The following is a 23,940-nucleotide window of genomic DNA, read 5'->3' as shown; positions in this document are numbered from 1 at the left end:
AAACAAACATGACAGCACGATTCAAAAAAGACTTTTTATGGGGTGGCGCAACAGCCGCCAATCAATTAGAAGGTGCTTTCGACCGCGATGGGAAAGGCTTATCTGTCGCCGATGCAATGCCTGGTGGTAAACAACGTTTTGCAATCATCGGGAGTGAAGAATTTGATTGGACGATCGATGAGGAGAAATACCTTTATCCGAATCATCGTGGAATCGAACATTACGATCACTTCAAAGAAGATATTGCTTTATTTGCAGAAATGGGCTTTAAAAGTTATCGTTTCTCCATTGCTTGGACACGAATTTTCCCTCAAGGTGATGAGCAAACACCAAATGAAGCGGGCTTAGCTTTTTATGATGAACTGATCGATACGTGCTTGAGCTATGATATCGAGCCAGTCATTACGATTTCTCATTATGAAATGCCATTACATTTAGCAAAAGAATACGGTGGGTGGAAAAATCGTCAGTTGATAGAGTTTTATGAACGTTTTGCTCGTACAGTGTTAGAACGTTACAGCAGCAAAGTGAAATATTGGATGACATTCAATGAAATCAATTCAGCTTTCCATTTCCCAGCATTGAGTCAAGGATTGGTCAAAAGCAATGGCGCAAGTGACTACCAAAATATTTTCCAAGCATGGCATAATCAGTTTGTCGCTAGCAGTAAAGCGGTGAAGATCGCACATGATTTGCGTTCGGATATCCAAGTAGGCTGTATGATCATTTATGCAACGACCTATAGTATTGATGCAAATCCGATCAATCAAGTGGCTACATTGATCCAAAATCAAGAGTTCAACTTCTTCTGTACAGATGTGCAAGTTCGTGGCGAATATCCAGCCTATACAGCACGTACGTATAAGAAATATGGAGTTGACGTCGCAAAACTAGAACAAACAGAAGAAGATTTCCAATTATTAAAAGAGTATCCAGTAGATTATATCGGGTTTAGTTACTATATGTCATCAGCTATCGATGAAACCAATCCAGATGCCGATACATCGAATGGAAACCTACTAGGCGGCGTGAAGAATCCATTCCTTGAAGCAAGTGAGTGGGGCTGGCAAATCGACCCTGAAGGATTGCGCGTGGCGTTGAATGAATTATATAACCGCTATGAAAAACCACTGTTTATTGTTGAAAATGGCTTGGGTGCGATCGATAAAGTGGAAGAAGATGGCTCAATCAATGATGATTATCGTATCGATTACTTGCGTCGTCATATCGAAGCAATGGCTGAGGCAGTTGCTGATGGGGTCGATTTGATGGGCTACACACCATGGGGCTGTATCGATTTAGTCAGTGCATCTACAGGGGAAATGAGTAAACGCTATGGATTTATTTATGTCGACCTTGATGATGAAGGAAATGGGACGTTAGCACGTACCAAGAAAAAATCTTTTGACTGGTACAAGGCAGTCATTAAAACGAACGGCGAAGAATTAGGATAAATAACGACTGGGCCATTTTTATAGAAAGGCCTTTCACCACAAAATTCCTTACAAATTTAATGATTATTTGAAATTTCTGATAAAATTCTCCTTGTTTTTATAATCGGTAATTATGTTATTAAAACAAGGATATAACAAAGGTACGAAAAAAGTAGGGTAATAAGCTTAGACGTTTTGTTATGTCTAAGCTTATTATTTGTACATAGGTAGACCAATTATCAATATTTCTATTCTTTTTTTTGTTTATTTATGTTATTCTTTTACTAACATAAAGGTGAAAGGTGAAGCTATGAAAAGAACGCGTGTTTTATATTTAGAAGTAGCAGACAAGATCAAAGAGGATATTTTTTCAGGAAAGTATCCGGTGGGGAGTATGTTACCGACTGAAAATGAGTTAGAAGAATTGTTCCAAGTGAGTAAAATCACTGTGCGAAAAGCCATCGAGTTATTAGCTACAGATGAATATGTCGAAAAGAAAAGTGGTCGGGGAACGACAGTATTAAGCAATCGTCCTTACAATCGTTTATCTAAAGCCGAAAGTTTTACTCAGATCTTAAAAGATTCCCAATATGAGGTTCGCAAAGAAACGATTGGTTTAGAAAAAATCAGTATCAAAAAAGATCATCCATTATATTCGATGTTTGGTTCAGCTGCGGTATGCTTCAAGCGTTTGTACTATTTAAATGACCAACCATATATCTATTTTGTTCACTATTTACCAAAAGACATGAATAAAATGAAACAAAAAGAATTTGATAAAGAATCTTTGTACCGATTGCTCACACAGAATAATCACATTATCGACTCTTTTTCAGATGACTTTTCTGCCACGTTTTTAACAGATGAAGAAAAAGCACTATTAAAGACGACTTCAGAAATCGGGATCAAGCGTGTACGTCGATCAACGACGGAAGATCGAGAAGTGGTCGAGTATTCAGAGGCAATTTATCATACGGATCTACATCCTTATCATATCAACTACGAAACATAGACAATCGCAATGAGGTCGGGGCAGAAGTGTGTAACCTCGAGAAATAAGGCGTCATCCATGAAAATTGTTCTTCAAATTTTTGTGGATGGCGCCTTGTTTCTCGAAGAGGTTACTTCTGTTCACGCCGTTTATTCGGTTTCAGGAGGTGGGAGAGGCTGGGTGTCTCAGTCTCTTTTTGTCAGAATAATCATATATTTTAATGAAAATGTTTACATTATATCGTTGATATGTTATCTTTTATTTAAACATTATAATGTTTAAATGAGGGGGAGTAATAAATGGATAAATTTGTAGGGTTGATCGAACAAAAAATCATGCCTGTTGCGAATCGGATTGGCACACAGCGTCACATGACAGCGATTCGAAAAGGAATCATTGCGACAATGCCATTAACGATCGTTGGTTCATTTTTTACGATATTATTGAACATCCCGATTGCGTCGGTCGCAGCAGTCATTGAACCATATCGGGCAATTTTAGATATCCCATTTCGATATACAGTGGGGATCTTAGCTTTATATGCCACATTTGGGATTGCCTCTTCATTAGCAAAGAGCTATCGTTTAGATTCATTAACTGCTGGTATTTTAGCTTTGATGTCCTTTCTGATCGTAGCTGCGCCACCAACTCAAGTGTTGGAAGATCTTGAAGGGATAACCGCTGGACGGTATATCAATATTGCAAATCTTGGTTCAGGTTCTTTGTTTGGGGCAATCGTAACAGCGATTTTGACTGTAGAGATCTATCGTTTCTTTATTGAAAAGAAAATCACGATAAAAATGCCAGATGGTGTGCCGCCAGAAGTGACGAATTCTTTTGTCGCATTGATCCCAGGAGCAGTGATCTTGATTTTCTTTTGGGTCATCCGTCATTTGCTTGGCTTTGACTTGAATGGTTTCTTGAGTCAATTGTTGATGCCACTTAAAGGCGTGTTAGCAGGGAACAGTTTATTTGGTGGACTACTTACGGTTTTCTTGATTTGTTTCTTCTGGGTATTAGGGATTCATGGACCAGCTATCATGGGACCGGTGATTCGTCCGTTTTGGGATATCTCGATTGCTGAAAATATCGATGCATTCAATGCAGGAACCAATGCACATGATATGCCAAATATCTTTACAGAACAATTTTTACAATGGTTTGTCTGGATCGGTGGGGCAGGTACGACCCTTGCATTAGTCGTACTGTTCATGTTTTCCAAATCCAAGTATCTGAAAAGCTTAGGACGTCTGTCGATCCTTCCCGGTTTATTCAATATCAATGAACCAATGATTTTTGGTGCACCGATCGTCATGAACCCAGTATTAGGCATCCCATTTATTGTCGCACCCTTAGTAACGACAACAATTTCTTATGTCCTTACGGTAAGTGGTTTAGTGCCAATGATGGTGGCAAGGCTGCCTTTCGCGATACCAGCGCCATTTGCGGCTTGGATGAGTACCAATTGGAGTGTCGCTGCGGGTGTCTTAGTCGTGTTCAACTTCTTTATCACTTTGGCGATCTATTATCCATTCTTCAAAGTATTTGAGAAACAACAGTTGGCACAGGAGAAAGCAGAACAAGCAGAACAAGCCTCTGTCCAGATCACAGATGGTATCACGAACGAGTAAATAGAAAAGAAAGCAGGCGTTAATATGAAACGTTCACTAGGAATCTCTCTTTATCCTGATCATAGCAATCCGCAAGAAGATCGTGCCTATCTCGAAATGGCACATAAATATGGGTTTACTCGAATTTTTATGAGCATGTTAGAAGTGACTGAGGAAACAGAACAAATCAAACAGAAATTTCAACAATTGATCGAATATGCTTCATCACTTGGCTTTGAAACGATTTTAGATGTCGCACCATCGATTTTCGAACAGTTGAACATTTCTTATGATGACATGAGTTTTTTTCATGAACTAGGTGCAGATGGGATTCGTTTAGATTTAGGCTTTGATGGTAGAAAAGAAGCGCTACTGACTTACAATCCTTACCAGTTAGCAATTGAATTGAATATGAGTAATGATGTGGCCTATTTAGAAAATATTTTGAGCCACCAAGCGAATACCCCGTTTTTATACGGGTGTCATAATTTTTATCCTCAAGCAGGAACTGGACTTCCTTATGAATTTTTTGAAACGTGCAGTTGCCGATTTAAACGCCAAGGCATCCGTACCGCCGCTTTTATTACCTCTCAAACGGGAACAATCGGCCCTTGGGATGTAAACGATGGCTTACCAACATTGGAAATGCATCGCCAGTTAGGTGTCGTTCCAGCGGCTAAACATTTATTTGCGACTAATCTTATCGATGATGTCATTATCGGCAATGCGTATGCTTCAGAAGAAGAGTTGCAAGCGTTAGGTACAGTTGATCGATACCAAACTGTTTTTGCTATTGAGTTTCTTCCTCAGACCCATGAAGTCGAACGAGGAATCGTTTTGAACGAACAACACGTTCGCAGAGGAGATATCACGTCGCAAGTGATCCGTTCAACAGAAGTGAGAAAAACGTATCAAGCAGATGCTAATCCTCCTCATGACAATGAAGAAACGTTTCAAGTGGGTGATGTCGTCATTGGAAATGATTCCTTTGGGAAATACAAGAATGAGTTACAGATCGTATTAACGCCACATCAAGATCCAAGAAAAAATAAAGTGGGTGCCATTGTGGCGGATGAACAACTGTTACTATCCTTCGTCCACCCTTGGTCAAAATTCAAATTTAAAGAAAAGTAGGCGTTTGTCATGTTTGATTTAATTATAAGAAACAGTCAGGAGTTAGGCAAAGAACCTGTTGATATCGGTGTGAAGAACGGCAAAATCGCCTTGATCAGTAAGCATATCGAAGAATCTGGGAAACAAGAACTGGTACTTTCAGATGAACAGTATCTCTCCGCAGGGTGGATCGATGATCATGTCCATTGTTTTGAAGAAATGACATTATATTACGACTATCCCGATGAAATCGGTGTGGATAAAGGGGTAACCACGGTCATTGATGCTGGAACGACAGGTGCGGAGAACATCCATACATTTTATGAACATGCAAAGCAAGCAAAGACAAATGTTTTTGCTTTATTGAATATTTCAAAATGGGGGATTGTGGAACAAGATGAGTTGGCAGATTTATCAAAAATCCAAACAGATCTGGTTCATCAAAAACTAACAGAATTGCCTGATTTTATTGTAGGGCTAAAAGCTCGGATGAGTAAAACAGTCGTGGGTAAAAATGGGATTACGCCTTTAAAGTTAGCAAAAGAAATCCAAAAGCAAAATGCTGGATTAACATTAATGGTCCATATCGGTTCTGCGCCTCCACGTTTAGATGAAATTTTAGCGCATATGGGAAAGAATGATGTGATGACTCATTGCTTCAATGGAAAGCCTAATGGCATCATTGATCCAGCGACCAATGAAATCAAATCCTTCGTCAAAAAAGCCATTGCTGATGGTGTGGTGTTCGACATCGGACATGGGACTGATAGTTTCAATTTTGATGTGGCAGAAACTGCGCTCCATGCGGGAATCAAAGCCGATTCGATCAGCACAGATATCTATATCAGAAATCGTAAAAATGGTCCGGTATATGATTTAGCAACGACGATGGAGAAACTCTACGTTGTCGGTTATTCTTGGAAAGAAATCCTTGAAAAAGTGACCAGCGCACCAGCGAGACAGTTCAACCTAGCGACAAAAGGCAACATCAAAGAAGGCTTTGATGCAGACTTTACGATTTATAAGTTTCTCGATCAAGAAAAACAATTGATGGATTCGAATGGCAATACACGAACGACCACACAGCAAATCATCCCTGTAAGCGTTATTATTGGAGGTGTCAGTTATGACTGTGAATCATGAGAAATTTGGCTTGAATGAAGTGATCAATGCTTCTGGTCGAATGACGATCTTAGGCGTGTCCACCTTGAGCGAATCGGTGTTAGAAGCCCAGCGTTTTGGGGGCGAACATTTTTTTGAAATGGCTGAATTGATGAAGAAAACCGGTGCATACTTGGCAAAACAATTAGAAGTAGACGATGTTCAAATCGTTTCTTCCGCATCTGCTGGAATCGCTCAATCCGTTGCTGCGGTGATCGGTCAAGGATCGATGTACCATGTGCATCACCCTTATGACGAAACGATCAAACGCAGAGAAATCATTTTACCAAAAGGTCACAATGTCGATTACGGTGTGCCAGTGGAATTAATGATCCAACAAGGAGGTGGGCATGTCATTGAGGCAGGGTATGCCAACCAATGTACACCTGACCACATCGAGGCGATGATCACCGAGCAAACAGCAGGTATTTTGTACATCAAAAGTCATCATACCGTACAGAAAAGTATGTTGGATGTGGCAGAAGCGGTAAAAGTGGCTAATCACTACGAACTGCCTTTGATCGTTGATGCAGCAGCCGAAGAAGACTTACTGAAATATACCGCATTGGGCGCTGATCTAGTGATCTATTCAGGTGCCAAAGCGATTGAAGGTCCAAGTGCAGGGATGGTGATTGGTAAAGATCCGCTCGTTTCTTGGGTTCGTCTGCAATCACAAGGCATTGGTCGATCAATGAAGATCGGCAAAGAAAATGTTTTAGGCTTTGTCCAAGCAGTCGATGATTATTTGATACATGGTAGTGAATCAGGTGAATCGATGAAAAAAAGAGTTCAACCATTTGTCGAAGCACTGGAAAAGTTGCCAGGTATCAAGGCTAAAGTCGTCCAAGATCCAGCTGGGCGAGAAATCTATCGTGCCAGCATCCAAGTCGTTATAGGCTCTGCCAGGACGATCATCGAGCAGCTAAAAGCAAAAGCCCCAGTCATTTATACCAGAGAGTACCAAGCGAACAATGGGATCATTGAGTTCGATATTCGCTCAGTGACGCAAAAAGAGATGGAACAGATCATCCAACGTTTAAATGAAATCTTACAACCAAAGGAGTAATCATGATGTCATTGACCCCAAATTATCTTGAAGATAGAATCTGTTTGAATGTGCTAGCCAATTCTGTCGAAAATGCAAAAGAATGTTATGAAGCAGCCAAAGGGCATATCCTACTAGGTGTTTTATCTAAAAATTATCCGAGTGATGATGCAGCTATCACAGACATGAAAAAATACCAAGAAGCAACAAATAACGCCTTATCGATCGGCTTAGGTGCCGGCGATCCAAAACAAAGCCAGATGGTGACTCGCTTGGCGAAAGTATTACAACCCCAACATGTCAACCAAGTTTTCACAGGTGTTGGCGCTTCTCGTGCGGTCTTAGGACAGTCAGACACGATCGTCAATGGTTTAGTTTCTCCAACTGGAAAAGAAGGATACGTCAATCTTGCCACTGGTCCTTTAAGTAGCCAAGGCCCTGCTGCGATGGTACCGATCGAAACAGCTATTCGTTTGTTACAGGATATGGGTGGAAGCTCGATCAAATATTTTCCAATGAAGGGATTGGCGCATAAGAAAGAATATGAAGCTGTTGCAGCAGCTTGTGCAGCGTTTGATTTTTATTTAGAGCCAACAGGTGGAATCGATTTGACGAATTTTGAAGAAATCGTTCAGATCGCATTAGATGCAGGAGTCAAAAAAATCATCCCCCACGTCTATAGTTCGATCATTGATCCAGAGACAGGTGACACTCGACCACAGGAAGTCCGTCAGTTGTTGGAAATGATGAAAAAATTAGTGAAAACAGGTGAGTGACCATGAAAATCGGTGCATTTGGTGAAGTGATGTTGAGGCTGACACCTCCTGAATATCTGATGTTGGAACAAACACACACTTTGCGTATGGCTTATACTGGAACAGGTGTGAATCTAGTTGGTAATCTAGCACATTTTGGATTGGAAAGTTACTTGTTGACGGCACTACCAGCCAATCGTTTGGGAGATGCAGCGTTAGCTAATTTGAAGAGTTTAGGCATCAATACCTCCTATGTCATTCAAAAAGAACAACATATCGGTACTTATTTTGCTGAGATGGGCTATGGGATCAGACCAACAGAAATCACCTATCAAAATCGTAAAAACAGTTCTTTTGGCTTAGCTACAGTGGCTGATTATGCCATCGAGGACTTTATCGAAACAGTTGATTTAGTCCACATCTGTGGCATCAGTTTGAGTTTGAATGAGCATTCAGCGGAAGTGGCGCTTGCTGTAGCAAAAACAGCGCATAGGAAAGGAAAAAAAGTTTGTTTTGATTTTAATTTTCGTCCGAGTCTAAACCAAGAGCCAGATAAAAAAAGAGTGATGAAGGAACGTTATCAAGAAATACTGCCCTATTGCACGGTCATCTTTGGTTCTGTTCGTGATTTGTCTGAATTATTAGAGAGGCCGATCGACCTTTCCAGTCGTTCTGCCAAGATTCGTTCGTTCCAAGAATTTTTAAGTGATTACCAAATTGACTGGTTTGCTGGTACGATACGGCAATCAACCAGTGAAAAGAAACAACTAAGTGGCTATCTGATGACTTCGACAGAATGGATCGAAACAGAAGCTTATCCACTGGATAGTTTAGATCGTATCGGAGCAGGTGATGCCTTTGCTGCGGGGATTTTATTAGGCTATAGTGAGGAATGGTCATTGGATCGAACCGTCCAATTTGCTTTAGGTAATTCACGCTTAGCCCACACGATCCAAGGGGATGTGCCACTGACGACCAGAAAGCAAGTGGACCAATTATTGACGCATCCAACGATTGATTTAAATCGATAAAATAAGTTATACAAAAAAATGGGCGAAAAATGGTACAGTTTTTCGTAGCTTTTCAGATTCGCTTGACTCTCCATCTGGGAATCAGTATCATAAATGGCAGATAGAAACAGTCAAATAAAAAAGGCCCCCCAATTTTTAGTGGCAGCTAAAAATTGAGGGCTTGAGTAGTCAACGCATTGACCAATCAAGTTTGCCATAGTCAATGGAAACCATCGACCGAGTTCATTGTATCGAATCTTAAAAGAGATTGCTAGGTTTTTTGTCGATTAAATGAATAAAATGTATGGGCTTTTATTTACTGTGCCAAAAGAGGAGGGACAATCGTTCCCTCTTCTTTTTTTGTCCAACACGTATACCCAAGGACGATTGATCAGAAGTAAGATCGAAAGAATAAGTAATGATCCACAACATCGTTTATCGCTTTTTCCGAACCCTTATCAATGATCAAGGCAAGTCATGCGTACTGACCTCAGCCATGTTTTGACTGTTTTCTATCTTCTAACGGATCAGCCATTGAGAATTTGTTGATCGATACAAATAAAAATAACAAAAGAAATAAAATAGATTTCTTTCTTCAACAGAAGTCAAATGTTATTCGCAAGAAAGTCGAAAGAAAGAGAATATCACAAAGTAAGACCATACGTTTTTTTAGTTTATAGTTATTTAAAAAACAGTATTAAAACATAATCTATTGAAATGCTATCCTAAGACAAAACACTATATATAGTGTTTTTTATTTTGCATAACACTAAAATACAACTAAATCTAGTCTTTTATTTTAAAAAAACAAGAGTAGAATAAAGGTAGATCGATTAGTAAGGATGTGTTTTTTTTGAAGTTGACTATTTTTTGTGGTTCACGTTTTGGACAAGATCAGAAGTATATTCTGTTAGCTGAAACGATTGGAAAATATATGGCAGAAAAACAAATTGAATTGGTTTATGGTGGCTCAGATTCGGGTATCATGGGTGTTTTTAGTCGCACGATCTTACAAAATGGCGGACAAGTAACAGGTATTTATCCAGTCGGGCTGTTTTCTGAAGAATTACCAAAAACAGATGTGACGACGTTTATACCAACAGAAACGATCGATAAACGTAAGGAACTATTATTCGAAAAAGGGGAAGCAGTGCTGGTTTTTCCTGGAGGACTAGGTACACTTGAAGAATTTTCGCAGCTACTCTCCTGGATGGCGATCGGCTTGGTACCAGAAAAACCAATTGGTATCCTTGATGTTCATGGGTATTATTCAGGATTGAAAGAATTGATTAGGAATTTTGCAAGAGAAGGATTTATGGCTGAGAAATGGCTCAATCATCTTTATTTTTCAAATGATCCTTTTGAGCTGATCGATCAATTATGTGCAACAGAAAAACAAACGAAATCAATGATGCAGGAGATTAAATAATGAGTTATATTTATTTAGCAGGACCTTTCTTTTCAGATGAACAAATCGAGCGGATTGCTCAGGTTGAAACGGCATTGACTGCCAATCCAACGGTGGATAGTTTCTACTCACCAAGACACCATCAACACAGTAATTATGAGATGTTTAGTAGCGGATGGGCGCAAGAAGTCTACGAGAGAGACATGAAAGAACTTGCCTCGGCAGAACAAGTTGTAGCAATCCTAGACTTTGAACATCAGACGATCGATCCTGGCACTGCCTATGAATTAGGCGTCGCCACGATGATGGACAAACCGATCATCATTTTTCAAGAAGAAACGGTACCTACTAATTTGATGATCACCCAAAGTTTACATTCATATGTAAAAACGTTCGAAGCGATCCAAGCATATGATTTTAAGATGTTACCCAAAAGTGCTTATAAAGGCGAATATTTATAGAATGAGAAGGGATTAGATGTCAGTGATATTGATTTCAGGAACAATTGGCGCAGGAAAGAGTAGTTTGACCGATATGCTTGCCAAAAAGATTGATTCAACACCATTTTATGAAAATGTAGAGGACAACGAGGTACTACCTTTGTTTTACTCTAATCCAGAGCAATATGCGTTTTTATTACAAATCTTTTTTTTGAATAAACGATTTTTAGCTATGAAAAATGCACTGAACCATGATGATAACGTATTGGACCGTTCAATTTATGAAGACAGTTTATTGTTTCATCTAAATGCTGATTTAGGTCGTGTGTCAGATATTGAAGTCCAACAATACGATAACCTCTTAGATACGATGCTTCATGAATTAGATGATGTTGCACCTAAAAAAAGACCCGATCTACTCGTGCATATCAAAGTCTCTCTTGATACGATGTTGGCACGAATCAAAAAACGTGGACGAGACTATGAACAATTGGATAGTGATGAAACGCTCTATCAGTATTACCGCTCGTTAAATGAACGATATGATCAATGGTACGAAGACTTTGATGTTTGTCCAAAAATCCAAATAGATGGTGATGCCTTTGATTTTGTTGAAAGACCTGAAGATGCACAAGTCGTGATTGAGCAGATTCAAGCAAAATTGGCTGAATTAGAAGAACAGCAGTCTGGAAGTTATTATACTGACAATCAACATGCTAAAGGGCAGCAATTAGATTCGTCTGGTGCTATGTAAGGCGAGACAAAAGCAAAATTCACTGATTGTTTTCAACCTGTAACTGAATAAACGATGGAGATAGAAGTTCTCTCTAAAAAAAATAAGGCAACAACTACAAAAAGTGGAAGAATGATTTTTGTAGTTGTTGCCTTATTTTTAGAGACTAAACATTTCTGTTCCGCGCTCTTTTTTTGTATTTTTAACTATTTGTTTCTTTGTTCGACTCTTCTCGGCTTGTAAAAAACTCAAAAGGTTGATTCGAACCCTCGATCATTTTATGGCAATGGTCACAAAAATTGGCTCTTCCTTGGTCGTTGATCTCTGTGTGTACATTTTGATTCGTCGTACAGGTACAGTAATCTTGAGTATTTGCTGTCTGCATATTCTTTCTCCTTAGTATATCAAGTGCTTCTTTACTATAGCAGAAACACAGGATAGAAACAAAATTAATTAAGAAAACTTAGAATTTTTAGTGATGAGCATGTATCAGAAAATTGACTCATCATTGTGAGCTTTCATAGTGAAAAACGGCTAAAAGATGCACGATCTAATGAAAAGAAACATGAGTGGGAAAGCATATTTTAAAACTGAATAAACGTCGAAATAGCAGTAACCGCTTCGAAAAATAAGGCACCATCCACAAAAATTAGGAAAACAATTTTCGTGGATGACGCCTTATTTTTCGAGATGAAACATTTCTGTCTCGACTGCTACTTTTATGTTATGCACTCAAACTATAACGTATAGATATTACCTTCATCATCTTCTATACGAAAATTACCGATTTTTCTAAAATGAAAAGTCTGAGTCGAACCGTCTTTTTTACCAACGATCGTATACTCCTCATTTTCAGTTGTGATCTTGACATCGGTTAACACGATTTTATCTGGAGACGTGCTTGCTGTATCAGTTTCAGACTCAGCATATGTTCGTGTCCATTCCATCGTGTCGTCTTTAAATTTGATCTCTGCATTGGCAAGGTCCATGTTTTTTCGGACCTTCAGTGTATAGGTGCTATTTGTTATATCAGATTTATCCGCCTGAAAAGTGGTCGTATTCGTTGTTTCTTCCGTTGAGTGATTTGATTGATTACAGCCAGAAAAAGCGAATAAGGCAAAAATCAACGTAAAGTAAATCAATGTTTTTTTCAAAATAATGCCCCCAGTAGATTGGATAAAGTGATTATACCATTGAATCCAGCAACATGAAATAAATGGCTACAAAAAGTAAGTTTTTGAAGCGATTGATGTTTTAGAGTGGTTCCAGGAGAAGTTTGCTGGGAAGTAAACATTTTTAGTCTTATTGGTTCGATTTTATTATTTATCCTAATTGGTCTAGTCTTTTTGGAGGAAACGGTTTATAATAATGGTTGTAAGCGGAGAAAACGTTTGCTGTATTGAGATGTGCGACATAAAAAAACATAAATGAAAAGAATCAACGAGGTGCAAAAATGACAACATATCAATTTCCAGAAAAATTTTGGTGGGGTTCTGCAGCAAGTGGACCACAAACAGAAGGTCGGGTACCTGGCGATCATAAAGGAGACAATATTTTCGATTATTGGTTTTCCAAAGAGCCAGAAAAATTCTTTGATCAAGTCGGTCCGGAAAAAGCGTCGCAAGTCTATACAAAATATAAAGAAGACGTTCAGTTGATGAAACAAACCGGACATAATTCATTTCGGACATCTATTCAATGGAGTCGCTTGATTCCAGATGATACAGGTGCAGTCAATCCCCAAGCAGTCGCATTTTATAATAGTTATTTTGATGAACTGATTGCACATGGTATTGAGCCATTTGTTAACTTGTATCATTTCGATATGCCGATGTACCTTCAAGAAAAAGGTGGTTGGTTCGCCCGTGAAACTGTCGAAGCTTATGAAACGTATGCCAAAACTTGTTTTGAATTATTTGGAACGAAGGTAAAAAAATGGTTCACGCATAATGAACCAATCGTTCCTGTCGAAGCTGGTTATTTATATCGTTGGCATTATCCTGAAGAGTCGGATATGAAAAAAGCAGTTCAAGTTGGCTATCACGAGGCATTATCTTCTGCGTTAGCTATCAAAGCCTATCATGAAACAAAACAAGACGGTAAAATCGGGATCATCTTAAATTTAACACCTAGTTATCCAAGAAATGAGAACGATCCTGCCGATGTGAAAGCTGCGCAAATCGCCGATGCCTTTTTCAATCGCTCATTTTTAGATCCCGCTGTTAAAGGAGAATTTCCACAAGAATTGATCGAGATCGTAACTGAGCTAGAGATTCTTCCGGACATGCAGGAAGAAGATCTAGCAATTATCAAAAATAATACGGTGGATCTTTTAGGAATCAATTATTATCAGCCACGCCGTGTCAAAGCTAAAGAAACAGCAATCGATACAACAAATGGCCCAATGCCCGAAGATTACTTTGATAACTATGAAATGCCAGGACGTAAAATGAATCCTTATCGTGGGTGGGAGATTTATGAAAAAGGTATTTACGATATCTTGATCAATGTTCGAGACAACTACGGCAACATCGACTGTTTTATCTCAGAAAACGGTATGGGTGTTGAAAATGAAGCCCGCTTTATTGAAGCTGACGGAATGATCCATGATGATTATCGCATCGAATTTGTCCAAGAACACTTAAAATATGTGCATCAAGCAATCGAAGAAGGTGCGAACTGCTTAGGCTATCACATGTGGACGTGTATGGATAACTGGTCATGGACGAATGCGTATAAAAATCGCTATGGCTTTATTTCAGTCGATCTAGCTGATGGCAAACGGACGATCAAAAAATCTGGCTACTGGTTCAAAGAAGTAGCTGATACAAATAGTTTTTCTGTTTGATTAGAAATTTGTTCTTTTTTGAAATTTTTTAATTTAAAAAATGATCCCGAGATTCACAATGATCTCGGGATTTTCACTTTCCTACATCATCGATATGCGTTATTTTTTATTTTTTTCTTTAATTTCTTCGCTTAAAGTTTCATTTTTTGTATATAATAGATTAGGTAAATTTGAATGGGAGTGGAAGAAGGTATGCGAAAAAAAAGGCCTTTTCTTCTCTTTTGGTTAATTGGCTTTTTTATAATACTTATGTTATCCGCAGTATTTTCTGGTAAAATGACCGCTGATCTTGCGCACAAAGAACCAGAAACAACCATTGCAAATAAAGCTTCAGTAGATGAATTCAAAAAAGAATTTTCAACCTATTGGTGGGCGGACTACGAAGTTGTAGCGAACTATGAAAAGGGAGAATTAGAGATTTATCTGCCAAAAGACAAGGAAAAAAATCAATTCATCAATGTCAATGATGTATTAAGTGCCATTTCAATCAGGCAAGTCCAACACGGGGACAAGCACTTGAGCGTGCTGCTTTTGACCGAAGATAAACAGAAAGTCGCACGGTTAAAAAATGGAAAGGTATCTTCTAGTTATTCTGAAAAAGTAGACCCAGAGATGGTCAATCAACGCTTGACTGAATGGCGGAAGACGACAGAAGAAATCCAAGAAATAACTGAAACCACCACCTCTTCATCCGAAGAGACGTCCAATACGACTAATTCTAGTGTAGTAACTGGACCGTAACAGCAACAAGCGCATAAACAAGTGAAAAAAGTTCAAATTTTCTAACATAAAAATATTGAGATCAGCTAGTTGAAGAGTTGGGGCAAGAAATGTTCAGCTCTGATCAATAAGGCGGAATCTAGGCAAATTAAGACAATTTGCCTAGATTCCGCCTTATTTTCGAAGCAGTTACTTTCCGGAAAGCAGAAAAGCAACGATAGAACACCAGTTATTAATTTATAAAAAAGAGTAAAAAAACAGATTTTTTTAGCAAAAACTAAATGTTTAGGAGCAAAATAGACAGGAACAATAATTTAGAGAGAAGTGGTGACTTTGACACAACTAAAAAAAATTGGCCAACATCAAGTACTCATCGTTTTGATTGCTGGCTTTTTCTTTTGGATGAAAACGATTTTTGCCTACTATACTGATTTTTCTTTAGGCGTAGAAGGAAGCATCCAAACGTTTATTTTATGGATCAATCCAATAGCGACAACGCTATTGTTTTTTGGGATTTCTTTGTATTTTAAGAAAGTCAGAACAAGTTTGATCGTTTTATTTATCATCGATTTTTTAAACACGTTATTGCTATATTTGAATATTATTTTCTATCGTGAGTTCACAGATTTCATTACCGTTAAATCAGCACTAGGTTTCTCCAAGGTTTCCCAGGGATTGTCTGGTAGCTCTTTTTCTTTGATGAAGCCTCATGATATCCTTTATTGGATCGATATCGCCGTCTTTGCTTTTCTGCTGATTCGCGTATTTATAAAAAAAGTACCATTGAAAGCACCCCCTGTGCGTAAGCCAGTGGCGGTTGCGGTGACTTGTTTGTCTGCGTTGATCTTTTCTGGCAATCTGGCAATGAGTGAAGCGAATCGCCCTCAATTATTGCAACGGACATTCGATCGTTCTTATATTGTCAAATATCTTGGACTTGATGCCTATACGATTTATGATGGGATAAAAACAGGGATCACTAGCAGTGTCAGAGCGCATGCAAGCAGCAATGGCTTAGATGAAGTCCTCGATTACACCAAATCTCATTACGCTGTTCCTGATCCAGAGATGTTTGGACTTGCAAAAGGAAGAAATGTGATCGTATTGCATTTGGAAAGTTTTCAACAATTTTTGATCAATATGAAAGTAGATGGACAAGAAGTCACTCCTTTTTTAAATAGTCTCTTTACCGATCAGGGAACAATCAGTTTTGATAACTTTTTCCATGAAGTTGGACAAGGGAAAACCAGTGATGCTGAGAACATGTTGGAAACCGGGACGTTTGGGTTACCCCAAGGTTCGTTGTTTACAGAATTAGGTTCAGATAATGTGTTCCAAGCTGCTCCAGCCATCTTGGATCAGACACAAGGCTATACCAGTGCGGTTTTTCATGGGAATGTCGGTAGTTTCTGGAATCGTGATCATGTATACAAAAATCTAGGGTATGATAATTTCTTTGATCGCTCATATTTCGATGATTCAGATGAGATGCTTGGCTATGGTATTTTAGATAAAAATCTATTTCGAGAATCCGCAAACTATCTCGAACATTTGCAACAACCATTTTATGCGAAGTTTCTTTCTGTCACGAATCACACCCCTTATTATACAGATGACAAAAACTTTGATTTTCATTCGTTAAATACAGGAAATAGTACCGTTGATAATTATGTGCGAACGGCCCATTATTTAGATCAGTCGCTCAAACAGTTCTTTACTTATTTGAAAGCTTCTGGGATTTATGACCATTCGATGTTCGTGATTTACGGGGATCATTTTGGTATCTCAAATACGGACAATAAAGACCTTGCTTCAGCACTAGGAAAAGATCCAGAAACATGGGGCGATTTTGATAATGCGCAGATGCAAAGAGTACCGCTGATGTTCCATATTCCAGGTTATACAAAAGGAACAGTCAAACATGAGTATGGTGGTGAAATCGATGTATTACCAACTTTACTCCATTTATTAGGAATCGAGGACAAAAATTATATCCATTTTGGTACAGATTTACTTTCACCTCAACATGATCAAGTCGTGGCATTCAGAAATGGGAATTTTGTCGCGCCGGATTACACCGTATTAGGTGGAAAAATCTATGATACGAAAACAGGGGCATTACTTGAAGAAAACCAAGCAGCGGAACAAAAAGTCGCACAAGAACAAAATCAGGTAAAAACAGCTTTGAGTCTTTCTGATAAACTCAATCAAGAAAATCTTTTGCGATTCTATGTGCCAAATGGATTTACGACGATCGATCCTGCAAAGTATGACTATAAGAATCAAGTGCAACGGAACCAACAAATTGAAAAAGAAAAAGGTGCAGCCTCAACAAGTGTCTATTCTAAAAATCATGATCAAACAACAACCAATCTATACCCTGCAGAGGATGGATCGGCGGACAAACCATAGACATGGCTAGATGTCGGTGAAGGAGCAAGCTATCTGAAGGCTTCTTTCACAACCTATGATAAACGGTGTTCGAAAACCAGCTCCTTCAATATTAAGTCAAAACTTGAAAAAATATAGAAAGCTATTTCCTCAAGTTTCGTCTTAATATTCGGAGCTGAACGGCTTTCTCACAACCTGGATCAACGGTGTTCAAGTAGCTGACCTTCAACACTAAGCTGAAAAATCAAAAAATATGAGGAACTATTTTCTGTCTTTTCATCTTACTGTTCAGGTCAAAGCGCTTCTTTCACAACCTTACTAAACTTCTAAAAAGTTGTCATTTCACTTTTTAGAAGTTTTTTTATTGTTCTTCAAATATTTTTTTTATTTATGCGTACTTAATTAGTGAATGCAATAAATATTTCGATAGTTATTTCTCTTTTTCGGTTGTTGTTCTGACGAAGAGGATCTTATTGGAAAATGCACACACTAAAGGAGGCATATTATGCACGATGGAGAATTGATCAAAAAATTACGGGTAAGTCGCAAGTTGACACAGTCACAATTGGCAGAAGGGATCTGTTCAAAAACTTCACTTGTGGGGATCGAGAATCGTACGATCAAAAAAATTTCTTTTTTAACACTGATGGCATTTCTTGATCGGTTGAATATCACACTTACTGAATACGAATCGTTACGAAATCAAGTGGAAGAACCACGGAAAACGAGAAAAACACGTAATCTTTTGAATAAAGTTCAGGAGGATGATTTTGATCCCTACAAAGAAATTGCCGACAATCGCAAGCAATTTAAGCGAACGGCTGATCTTTACTATCTCGTACTGAATATACATATGTATTGGAAATCAAGTGTGAAGCCAGATATCCAATTGGAATTTTTGGGATATGAGATACGAATGATCGAAGATTACTTTATGAAACTGAAAGAATTTGGTCGATATGAACTAGACTTATTAGCAGAGTTCCCCTTTATTTTTAGCGATTCCTTTATCGAAAACAATTATTTGAAAATTAAAAAACGAATGCGTAAAGCAATGAAGTCAGGTTATGATCAGTGTTTGTTTCTTTTTTTAAAGAATTTGACTATCTATTATATCGACAAAAAAAGATATAAAAAAGCACGAAGCATCAATGAAGATATGTATCGTTGTTTAGGTTTGAAATCAAAGACAGCAGTCATTTACGAGAGTTTGATGTCCGATTATTATCGTCGATTGATCGCCACCGCATTAGGGGAACCCATCAAAAAAGAGGAGTTTGAGTCATTATTTGCAGTGATCGAGTATACCTTAGGCAAAGAAGAGCGAGATGAATTAGAAGAAAAACTATTGTCTATCCAAGCACAACGCTAGAGATTTGCTGAAAGCGGCTATTTAGTGGGCATTTGACTTAATGCAAAAGGGAAACCAGTCCCTCTAGTATTGAGTCAATCCTCTCACTAAACGTGTGGAGCATGACCTCTAACAGAAGGACTGGCATATCAATAAGATGATCAAAAATTTATGCACTCAAAAAGTCAGTGAGCAAAAAATTTATTTTTTCGCATCTTCTACTTTCTTTGTATCGAATGGCGGAAAGAAACGTGTGATCTCAGTATTGGCTGCATCTCGTGAATCTGAAGCGTGAATGATATTTTCTGTACCAGGTAAGGCAAAATCGCCTCTGATTGTCCCAGGAACGGCATCCGCTGCTTTTGTTGCACCGACCATTTTGCGTACGAGATCGATCACATCTTCACCTGTTAATACCAGATAGACGACTGGACCAGAAGTCATATAGTCGATCAAGTCATCGAAAAAGCTTCGATTAGATAGATGTTGATAGTGTTCTTTTGCTAGTTTTTCAGTCATCGTCGCGAATTTCATTTCAGCGATTGCGAATCCTTTTTCTTCAAAACGCTGGATGATTCGGCCAATCAAATGACGTCTTACCCCATCAGGTTTGATAATAACAAGTGTACGTTCCATATCCTTCACTCCGATCTGTTGTGATAGGTTCATTATACCTAGAGAAAGAAAACATGACAAACGAATCCCTTAGAGTTTCAATTTTTTTGAAAATGTGTTTGACATTCCAGCCAATAGTTGTTACATTAGGTGAGGGAAAACTGAATAAGATTTGTTAGGTGAGGCTCCTATACAAACATAGGCTACTGCCCAAAAATGTCGAGAGACGCCAATGGGTAGAACAGGAATTGTCGAGATAAGGCTTTTCATAAGGTAGCTAAAAGCGCTTTTGCTTTTTACGTTGTATAGTGCCAAAACTCAACGAGTAGATCATCCATGCTTTTTTTTGTGCACTTTTTTGACCTTTCGCTGAGTTTTGGCGAAAGGTTTTTTGTTTCTCACCAATCTGTTTTTTCAAATAAAAAGGTGTTAGAGGGTGATCAAGTTGGGAAGTTGAAGTATCCAGTAGTCGGCCAAGAAAGTAATTTAAGTAAACGAAAGGAGATGAGAACAAATGGATGAAAGTCCGGTGTACAAGGAGACAAAGCGTTGGTATGTTGAGACTATTATCTATCTGTTCTCAGCGCCTTTAGAACACTCTGTCTCCGTTGATTAGATAAACGATCAAGCGCACAACAGATATCAGTGTGTGCTTGATAAGATCAAAGGAGGAACACGAGATGGAAAAAAAGAAAGAAACAAAAAAAGTCTACGCTGGTTTTGCTAGTAAAAATAAGCAACAGTTATTTGACTTATTTCAAACAACACAAAAAGGCTTGTCTTCAGAACAAGTAGAAAATTTAAGAGAAACTTATGGAAATAATAGTATTTCATATGGAAAGAAAACGCCGTTTATTGTAGAAGTGATCAAGGCGTTTATCACCCCTTTCACATTAGTATTGATTGCTTTAGGAATTATTTCTTTTATCACCGAGTATCTATTAGCTGCTCCAGCAGATAAAGATTTGTTTGGTGTAATCATAATTTTTGCCATGGTGTTAGTCAGTGGCACGATGACCTTGATCCAATCCGTACGTTCGAACCAAGCTGCTGAAAAGTTGAAATCATTGGTGAAAGTAACAGCTGCCGTAAAACGAGATGGTGAATACAAAGAAATTCCTATGGAGGAAATTGTTTGTGGCGATCAAGTTCGTTTGTCAGCGGGAGATATGATCCCAGCAGACATGCGGTTGCTTTCTGCTAAAGATTTATTTATCTCACAAGCGGCATTAACGGGTGAAAGCTATCCCGTTGAGAAACATGCGACTGTGTGCTCTGGAAGAACACAAAGCGAAACGAGTTATGAAAATATTGCATTCATGGGAAGCAATGTGATCAGTGGTAGTGCAGAAGGTATCATCATCTCTGTTGGGAACGACACGATGTTTGGACATGTGGCACAAAACTTATCACAAAAACCGATAAAAACAAGCTTTGAATTAGGCATCCAAAAAACATCCATGTTGTTGATCAAATTCATGGCATTGATGGCACCAACTGTGATCGTGATCAATGGATTTACAAAAGGAGACTGGTTAGAAGCATTCTTGTTTGGTTTATCAGTCGCTGTTGGGTTAACACCAGAAATGCTACCGATGATCGTTACGACAAATCTGGTCAAAGGTGCCAGTGCTATGGCAAAAAAAGGAACAGTCATCAAAAATCTAAATGCCATTCAAAATTTTGGTGCGATCGATGTCCTTTGTACAGATAAAACAGGTACATTGACTCAAGATAAAATTATTTTAGAATACCACATGGATTGTGAAGGAAATGAAAATGACCGAGTACTGCGCCACGCCTACTTGAATAGTTACTACCAAACTGGATTAAAGAATCTTTTAGATGTTGCCATTATCGATGAAGCAGTTGAGACGTTAGATACAGAGAAGATTCGTTATCAAAAAGTAGATGAAATCCCCTTTGATTTTGAACGTAGAAGAATGAGTGTCGTGGTGGCTGACCCAGCTGGAAAAACGCAAATGATCACAAAGGGTGCAATCGAAGAAATGTTAAGTATCTCTTCATACATCGACCTTGGTGGTGAAGTCAAACCATTGACTGCTGAACAAAGAGAAACAGTTTTGGCGAAAGTGAAGGACTTGAATGAAGATGGGTTGCGTGTGATCGGTGTCGCGCAAAAAACGAATCCAAGTGTCGTTGGAGAATTTTCAGTGAAAGATGAGTCAGAAATGGTCTTGATTGGCTATCTTGCTTTCCTTGATCCACCAAAAGAAACAACCAAACAAGCATTGAAAGCTTTGAAAGATCATGGTGTTGCTGTAAAAGTATTGACTGGTGACAACGAGTTGGTCACACGTTCTGTTTGTCGACAAGTAGGCTTACAAATCAATGAATTGATCACTGGCGAGAAAATCGCTGAGATGTCTGATAAGGAATTAGGAAAAGTTGCTGAGGCACATGATGTCTTTGTCAAATTGAATCCGCAACAAAAAGCACGATTAACCACTGCCTTACGTAACAATGGTCACACAGTAGGTTTTTTAGGCGATGGTATCAACGACGCACCAGCAATGAAAGTCGCAGATATCGGTATTTCAGTAGATACAGCAGTAGATATTGCAAAAGAATCAGCGGATGTTATCTTGTTAGAAAAAGATTTGATGATTTTAGAAAAAGGATTATTGTCAGGTAGAGAGACTTTCGGCAATATTATGAAATACATCAAAGCGACAGCTAGTTCAAACTTTGGCAACATGTTTTCTGTCTTAGTAGCTAGTACATTCCTTCCATTTTTACCTATGCTACCGTTACAAATTTTATTCTTAAATTTGATTTATGATGTATCTTGTATCTCTTTGCCATGGGATAGAATGGATAAAGAATATTTGCATGAACCAAAAAAATGGGAAGCATCAAGTATTGGCAAATTTATGGTGTACTTCGGACCAACGAGTTCCGTTTTTGACATCACGACCTATCTATTGATGTACTTTGTGATTTGTCCAGCAGTGGTTGGTGGAAGTTACCATACATTGACTGGCTCACAACAAGTTCTATTTATCGCATTGTTCCATGCAGGTTGGTTTGTTGAATCTTTATGGACGCAAACCTTAGTGTTACATGCGTTACGGACACCTAAAGTGCCTTTCTTGCAAAGTAATGCCACTTTTATTATGTTTTCAATTACAACATTAGGTATTCTGGTAGGTTCTGTTCTTCCTTTTACTAATTTTGGTGAAGGACTAGGATTGTTACCATTACCAGCTAACTATTGGATTTGGTTGATCGTGACTGTTATCGCTTATTTAGGATTAGTTACATTCATGAAAAAAATCTATATCAATAAATTTGGAGAACTATTGTAAAAGAAAATCTTTTCTGCACTTTCGTACGGGGAATTTGAGCATCCTTCAGGTAAGATTTCAATAAAAAAATAAACTTCATTTAAATGGTTCGCTTATTCTATAAAATTTTAGCGAATCGCTGCATCGTTCCATCAATAGTAAAACGCTGATAGATTAGGTATTTTAAATACCTAATCTATCTTTTTTCTGCGCTACTAAAAAAGTCAAGTACTCGCGTAAGTTATATTTAAATAATTTTTCAAAAAAGAATAAATTATATTTAAATATAACGGAAACAAGCGTTATACAATGTGTTCGAGCGATTGTTTAAAAGCAATCTATTATTACCCGTTGCCAGCTATTGTTATGTTGGATAAAGAAAATCTATGATTCAAGTAAGACTCAAAATGCTTGATTTTTAGAAAAACTAGATAACGATAAACCATTGATATAGCAGTTCGATCAAACATTGAATCAAATGGATCATTTGTCTCACTTCTTGACTCGCAACGGGATAAGGGGGCGAAGAATGGATCAATTGAAGCAATCCGACGGGGAAATACTCTTGGGAAATACGATCATAAGAGTATGCTGGGAATCGTGGCTTCAATAGAAGCGGGAATGATATATTGTCGTAGTTACTCTAAGTAGATTTAAGCGAATAACTAATGATAAGTGAGTGTAGTTGGGGTTACGGTCACGAATAGTTGCGCTATCGTTTATAAAAATAGCTGTTTGTTTAGATCGGTAGCTAATAATGTTGAGACAGGTAGATAAAATTTTTGTTACAGAGGTTTGAGTCGAAAATAGTGGAGTCTAAAATTGATCCTTTAAGGTCGGAACATAAGTGTTCAAACAAATAAGCCATCATTCATGAAAAATTGTATTTTACAAATTTTTATGAATGATGGCTTATTTATGAAAAATGGTGTTTGGGAATAGAATGTATTCATTTTTGAAGGGATTACGCATGGTCATTCGATGAGTATAAACAAAAAAATAAGATTA

General features: G+C 38.2%; 21 protein-coding genes and 1 riboswitch. Of the genes, 17 read left to right on the top strand and 4 right to left on the bottom strand.

Annotation, left to right across the window (positions count from 1 at the left end):
• Positions 1 to 8: 8 nt before the first annotated feature.
• From IGJ99_RS10920 to IGJ99_RS10865, 12 genes are all read left to right on the top strand, one after another.
• Positions 9 to 1,454, top strand: a complete 1,446-nt coding sequence (locus tag IGJ99_RS10920) for a glycoside hydrolase family 1 protein (RefSeq protein ID WP_010734697.1) — start codon at positions 9 to 11, stop codon at positions 1,452 to 1,454.
• A 289-nt stretch (positions 1,455 to 1,743) separates the two neighbouring features.
• The gene (locus tag IGJ99_RS10915; protein ID WP_010734698.1) at positions 1,744 to 2,445 is read left to right on the top strand and encodes a GntR family transcriptional regulator; all 702 of its coding nucleotides are present in this window, start codon (positions 1,744 to 1,746) and stop codon (positions 2,443 to 2,445) included.
• Positions 2,446 to 2,723: 278 nt separating this feature from the next.
• On the top strand, positions 2,724 to 4,055 hold the full coding sequence (locus IGJ99_RS10910) for a PTS sugar transporter subunit IIC (protein WP_224434175.1): 1,332 nt from the start codon (positions 2,724 to 2,726) through the stop codon (positions 4,053 to 4,055).
• Positions 4,056 to 4,079: 24 nt separating this feature from the next.
• Entirely contained in the window at positions 4,080 to 5,168 is a 1,089-nt protein-coding gene (locus IGJ99_RS10905; protein WP_023520146.1) for a DUF871 domain-containing protein, read from the top strand.
• 9 nt (positions 5,169 to 5,177) lie between these two features.
• Positions 5,178 to 6,290, top strand: a complete 1,113-nt coding sequence (locus IGJ99_RS10900; protein ID WP_169058410.1) for an amidohydrolase/deacetylase family metallohydrolase — start codon at positions 5,178 to 5,180, stop codon at positions 6,288 to 6,290.
• The gene (locus IGJ99_RS10895; RefSeq protein WP_023520145.1) at positions 6,274 to 7,374 is read left to right on the top strand and encodes a DgaE family pyridoxal phosphate-dependent ammonia lyase; all 1,101 of its coding nucleotides are present in this window, start codon (positions 6,274 to 6,276) and stop codon (positions 7,372 to 7,374) included. Before IGJ99_RS10900 ends, IGJ99_RS10895 begins: the two co-directional genes overlap by 17 nt.
• Positions 7,375 to 7,379: 5 nt before the next feature.
• Positions 7,380 to 8,129: a 2-dehydro-3-deoxy-phosphogluconate aldolase gene (gene dagF / locus IGJ99_RS10890; protein ID WP_023520144.1), complete on the top strand. Its 750-nt coding sequence runs from the start codon at positions 7,380 to 7,382 to the stop codon at positions 8,127 to 8,129.
• Positions 8,130 to 8,131: 2 nt separating this feature from the next.
• Complete coding sequence (locus IGJ99_RS10885) at positions 8,132 to 9,139, top strand: sugar kinase (protein WP_409173554.1); 1,008 nt, start codon at positions 8,132 to 8,134, stop codon at positions 9,137 to 9,139.
• A 270-nt stretch (positions 9,140 to 9,409) separates the two neighbouring features.
• Positions 9,410 to 9,583 (top strand): hypothetical protein, encoded by a 174-nt coding sequence (locus IGJ99_RS10880; RefSeq protein WP_153830175.1) that lies wholly within the window; start codon positions 9,410 to 9,412, stop codon positions 9,581 to 9,583.
• Between the two features lie 388 nt (positions 9,584 to 9,971).
• Complete coding sequence (locus IGJ99_RS10875) at positions 9,972 to 10,547, top strand: TIGR00730 family Rossman fold protein (RefSeq protein WP_023520143.1); 576 nt, start codon at positions 9,972 to 9,974, stop codon at positions 10,545 to 10,547.
• Positions 10,547 to 10,987 (top strand): nucleoside 2-deoxyribosyltransferase, encoded by a 441-nt coding sequence (locus tag IGJ99_RS10870; RefSeq protein ID WP_010734706.1) that lies wholly within the window; start codon positions 10,547 to 10,549, stop codon positions 10,985 to 10,987. Before IGJ99_RS10875 ends, IGJ99_RS10870 begins: the two co-directional genes overlap by 1 nt.
• A 16-nt stretch (positions 10,988 to 11,003) precedes the next feature.
• The gene (locus IGJ99_RS10865) at positions 11,004 to 11,720 is read left to right on the top strand and encodes a deoxynucleoside kinase (protein ID WP_010734707.1); all 717 of its coding nucleotides are present in this window, start codon (positions 11,004 to 11,006) and stop codon (positions 11,718 to 11,720) included.
• A 181-nt stretch (positions 11,721 to 11,901) separates the two neighbouring features.
• On the opposite strand, the gene IGJ99_RS10860 is transcribed toward IGJ99_RS10865, so the two are convergent.
• Both IGJ99_RS10860 and IGJ99_RS10855 read right to left on the bottom strand, forming a co-directional pair.
• Positions 11,902 to 12,084, bottom strand: coding sequence for a hypothetical protein (locus IGJ99_RS10860; protein WP_010734708.1), 183 nt, complete (start codon positions 12,082 to 12,084; stop codon positions 11,902 to 11,904).
• Between the two features lie 352 nt (positions 12,085 to 12,436).
• A complete protein-coding gene (locus IGJ99_RS10855; RefSeq protein WP_153830176.1) occupies positions 12,437 to 12,853 on the bottom strand; it encodes a hypothetical protein in 417 nt (138 codons plus the stop codon).
• Between the two features lie 299 nt (positions 12,854 to 13,152).
• On the opposite strand from IGJ99_RS10855, the gene IGJ99_RS10850 reads away from it, so the two are divergent.
• The 4 genes from IGJ99_RS10850 (at position 13,153) to IGJ99_RS10835 (ending at position 19,030) form a co-directional block, all read left to right on the top strand.
• Positions 13,153 to 14,547: a glycoside hydrolase family 1 protein gene (locus IGJ99_RS10850; protein ID WP_010734710.1), complete on the top strand. Its 1,395-nt coding sequence runs from the start codon at positions 13,153 to 13,155 to the stop codon at positions 14,545 to 14,547.
• 192 nt (positions 14,548 to 14,739) lie between these two features.
• Complete coding sequence (locus tag IGJ99_RS10845; protein ID WP_080674330.1) at positions 14,740 to 15,288, top strand: hypothetical protein; 549 nt, start codon at positions 14,740 to 14,742, stop codon at positions 15,286 to 15,288.
• A 312-nt stretch (positions 15,289 to 15,600) separates the two neighbouring features.
• Entirely contained in the window at positions 15,601 to 17,679 is a 2,079-nt protein-coding gene (locus tag IGJ99_RS10840) for an LTA synthase family protein (RefSeq protein ID WP_438770825.1), read from the top strand.
• A 484-nt stretch (positions 17,680 to 18,163) separates the two neighbouring features.
• Positions 18,164 to 19,030 (top strand): helix-turn-helix domain-containing protein, encoded by an 867-nt coding sequence (locus IGJ99_RS10835; protein ID WP_010734713.1) that lies wholly within the window; start codon positions 18,164 to 18,166, stop codon positions 19,028 to 19,030.
• 180 nt (positions 19,031 to 19,210) lie between these two features.
• Here the strand turns inward: IGJ99_RS10835 and ndk are convergent, their stop codons facing one another.
• Positions 19,211 to 19,645: a nucleoside-diphosphate kinase gene (ndk, locus tag IGJ99_RS10830; RefSeq protein WP_010734714.1), complete on the bottom strand. Its 435-nt coding sequence runs from the start codon at positions 19,643 to 19,645 to the stop codon at positions 19,211 to 19,213.
• Between the two features lie 143 nt (positions 19,646 to 19,788).
• Positions 19,789 to 19,961: riboswitch (M-box (ykoK) riboswitch) on the top strand.
• A 343-nt stretch (positions 19,962 to 20,304) separates the two neighbouring features.
• Between ndk and mgtA the strand changes: the two genes are divergently transcribed.
• Complete coding sequence (gene mgtA / locus IGJ99_RS10825; RefSeq protein ID WP_023520136.1) at positions 20,305 to 22,953, top strand: magnesium-translocating P-type ATPase; 2,649 nt, start codon at positions 20,305 to 20,307, stop codon at positions 22,951 to 22,953.
• A gap of 406 nt (positions 22,954 to 23,359) precedes the next feature.
• Here mgtA and IGJ99_RS10820 read toward each other — a convergent pair whose 3' ends face one another.
• On the bottom strand, positions 23,360 to 23,542 hold the full coding sequence (locus IGJ99_RS10820) for a hypothetical protein (RefSeq protein WP_143352731.1): 183 nt from the start codon (positions 23,540 to 23,542) through the stop codon (positions 23,360 to 23,362).
• Positions 23,543 to 23,940: the final 398 nt, after the last annotated feature.

Origin of the sequence: Enterococcus sp. AZ095b (assembly GCF_051714725.1) — a bacterium.
GTDB classification, from domain to species: domain Bacteria; phylum Bacillota; class Bacilli; order Lactobacillales; family Enterococcaceae; genus Enterococcus_B; species Enterococcus_B pernyi.
The sequence above is the reverse complement of the archived record's forward strand: the minus strand, read 5'-3'. Positions and strand labels throughout refer to the sequence as shown.

Excerpts from the sequence above, each read along its gene's own strand:
- IGJ99_RS10920 (WP_010734697.1), top strand. The coding sequence starts at position 9 with ATGACAGCACGATTCAAAAAAGACTTTTTATGGGGTGGCGCAACAGCC.
- IGJ99_RS10915 (WP_010734698.1), top strand. The coding sequence starts at position 1,744 with ATGAAAAGAACGCGTGTTTTATATTTAGAAGTAGCAGACAAGATCAAA.
- IGJ99_RS10910 (WP_224434175.1), top strand. The coding sequence starts at position 2,724 with ATGGATAAATTTGTAGGGTTGATCGAACAAAAAATCATGCCTGTTGCG.
- IGJ99_RS10905 (WP_023520146.1), top strand. The coding sequence starts at position 4,080 with ATGAAACGTTCACTAGGAATCTCTCTTTATCCTGATCATAGCAATCCG.
- IGJ99_RS10900 (WP_169058410.1), top strand. The coding sequence starts at position 5,178 with ATGTTTGATTTAATTATAAGAAACAGTCAGGAGTTAGGCAAAGAACCT.
- IGJ99_RS10895 (WP_023520145.1), top strand. The coding sequence starts at position 6,274 with ATGACTGTGAATCATGAGAAATTTGGCTTGAATGAAGTGATCAATGCT.
- dagF (WP_023520144.1), top strand. The coding sequence starts at position 7,380 with ATGTCATTGACCCCAAATTATCTTGAAGATAGAATCTGTTTGAATGTG.
- IGJ99_RS10885 (WP_409173554.1), top strand. The coding sequence starts at position 8,132 with ATGAAAATCGGTGCATTTGGTGAAGTGATGTTGAGGCTGACACCTCCT.
- IGJ99_RS10880 (WP_153830175.1), top strand. The coding sequence starts at position 9,410 with ATGAATAAAATGTATGGGCTTTTATTTACTGTGCCAAAAGAGGAGGGA.
- IGJ99_RS10870 (WP_010734706.1), top strand. The coding sequence starts at position 10,547 with ATGAGTTATATTTATTTAGCAGGACCTTTCTTTTCAGATGAACAAATC.
- IGJ99_RS10865 (WP_010734707.1), top strand. The coding sequence starts at position 11,004 with ATGTCAGTGATATTGATTTCAGGAACAATTGGCGCAGGAAAGAGTAGT.
- IGJ99_RS10860 (WP_010734708.1), bottom strand. The coding sequence starts at position 12,084 with ATGCAGACAGCAAATACTCAAGATTACTGTACCTGTACGACGAATCAA.
- IGJ99_RS10850 (WP_010734710.1), top strand. The coding sequence starts at position 13,153 with ATGACAACATATCAATTTCCAGAAAAATTTTGGTGGGGTTCTGCAGCA.
- IGJ99_RS10845 (WP_080674330.1), top strand. The coding sequence starts at position 14,740 with ATGCGAAAAAAAAGGCCTTTTCTTCTCTTTTGGTTAATTGGCTTTTTT.
- IGJ99_RS10835 (WP_010734713.1), top strand. The coding sequence starts at position 18,164 with ATGCACGATGGAGAATTGATCAAAAAATTACGGGTAAGTCGCAAGTTG.
- ndk (WP_010734714.1), bottom strand. The coding sequence starts at position 19,645 with ATGGAACGTACACTTGTTATTATCAAACCTGATGGGGTAAGACGTCAT.
- mgtA (WP_023520136.1), top strand. The coding sequence starts at position 20,305 with ATGGAAAAAAAGAAAGAAACAAAAAAAGTCTACGCTGGTTTTGCTAGT.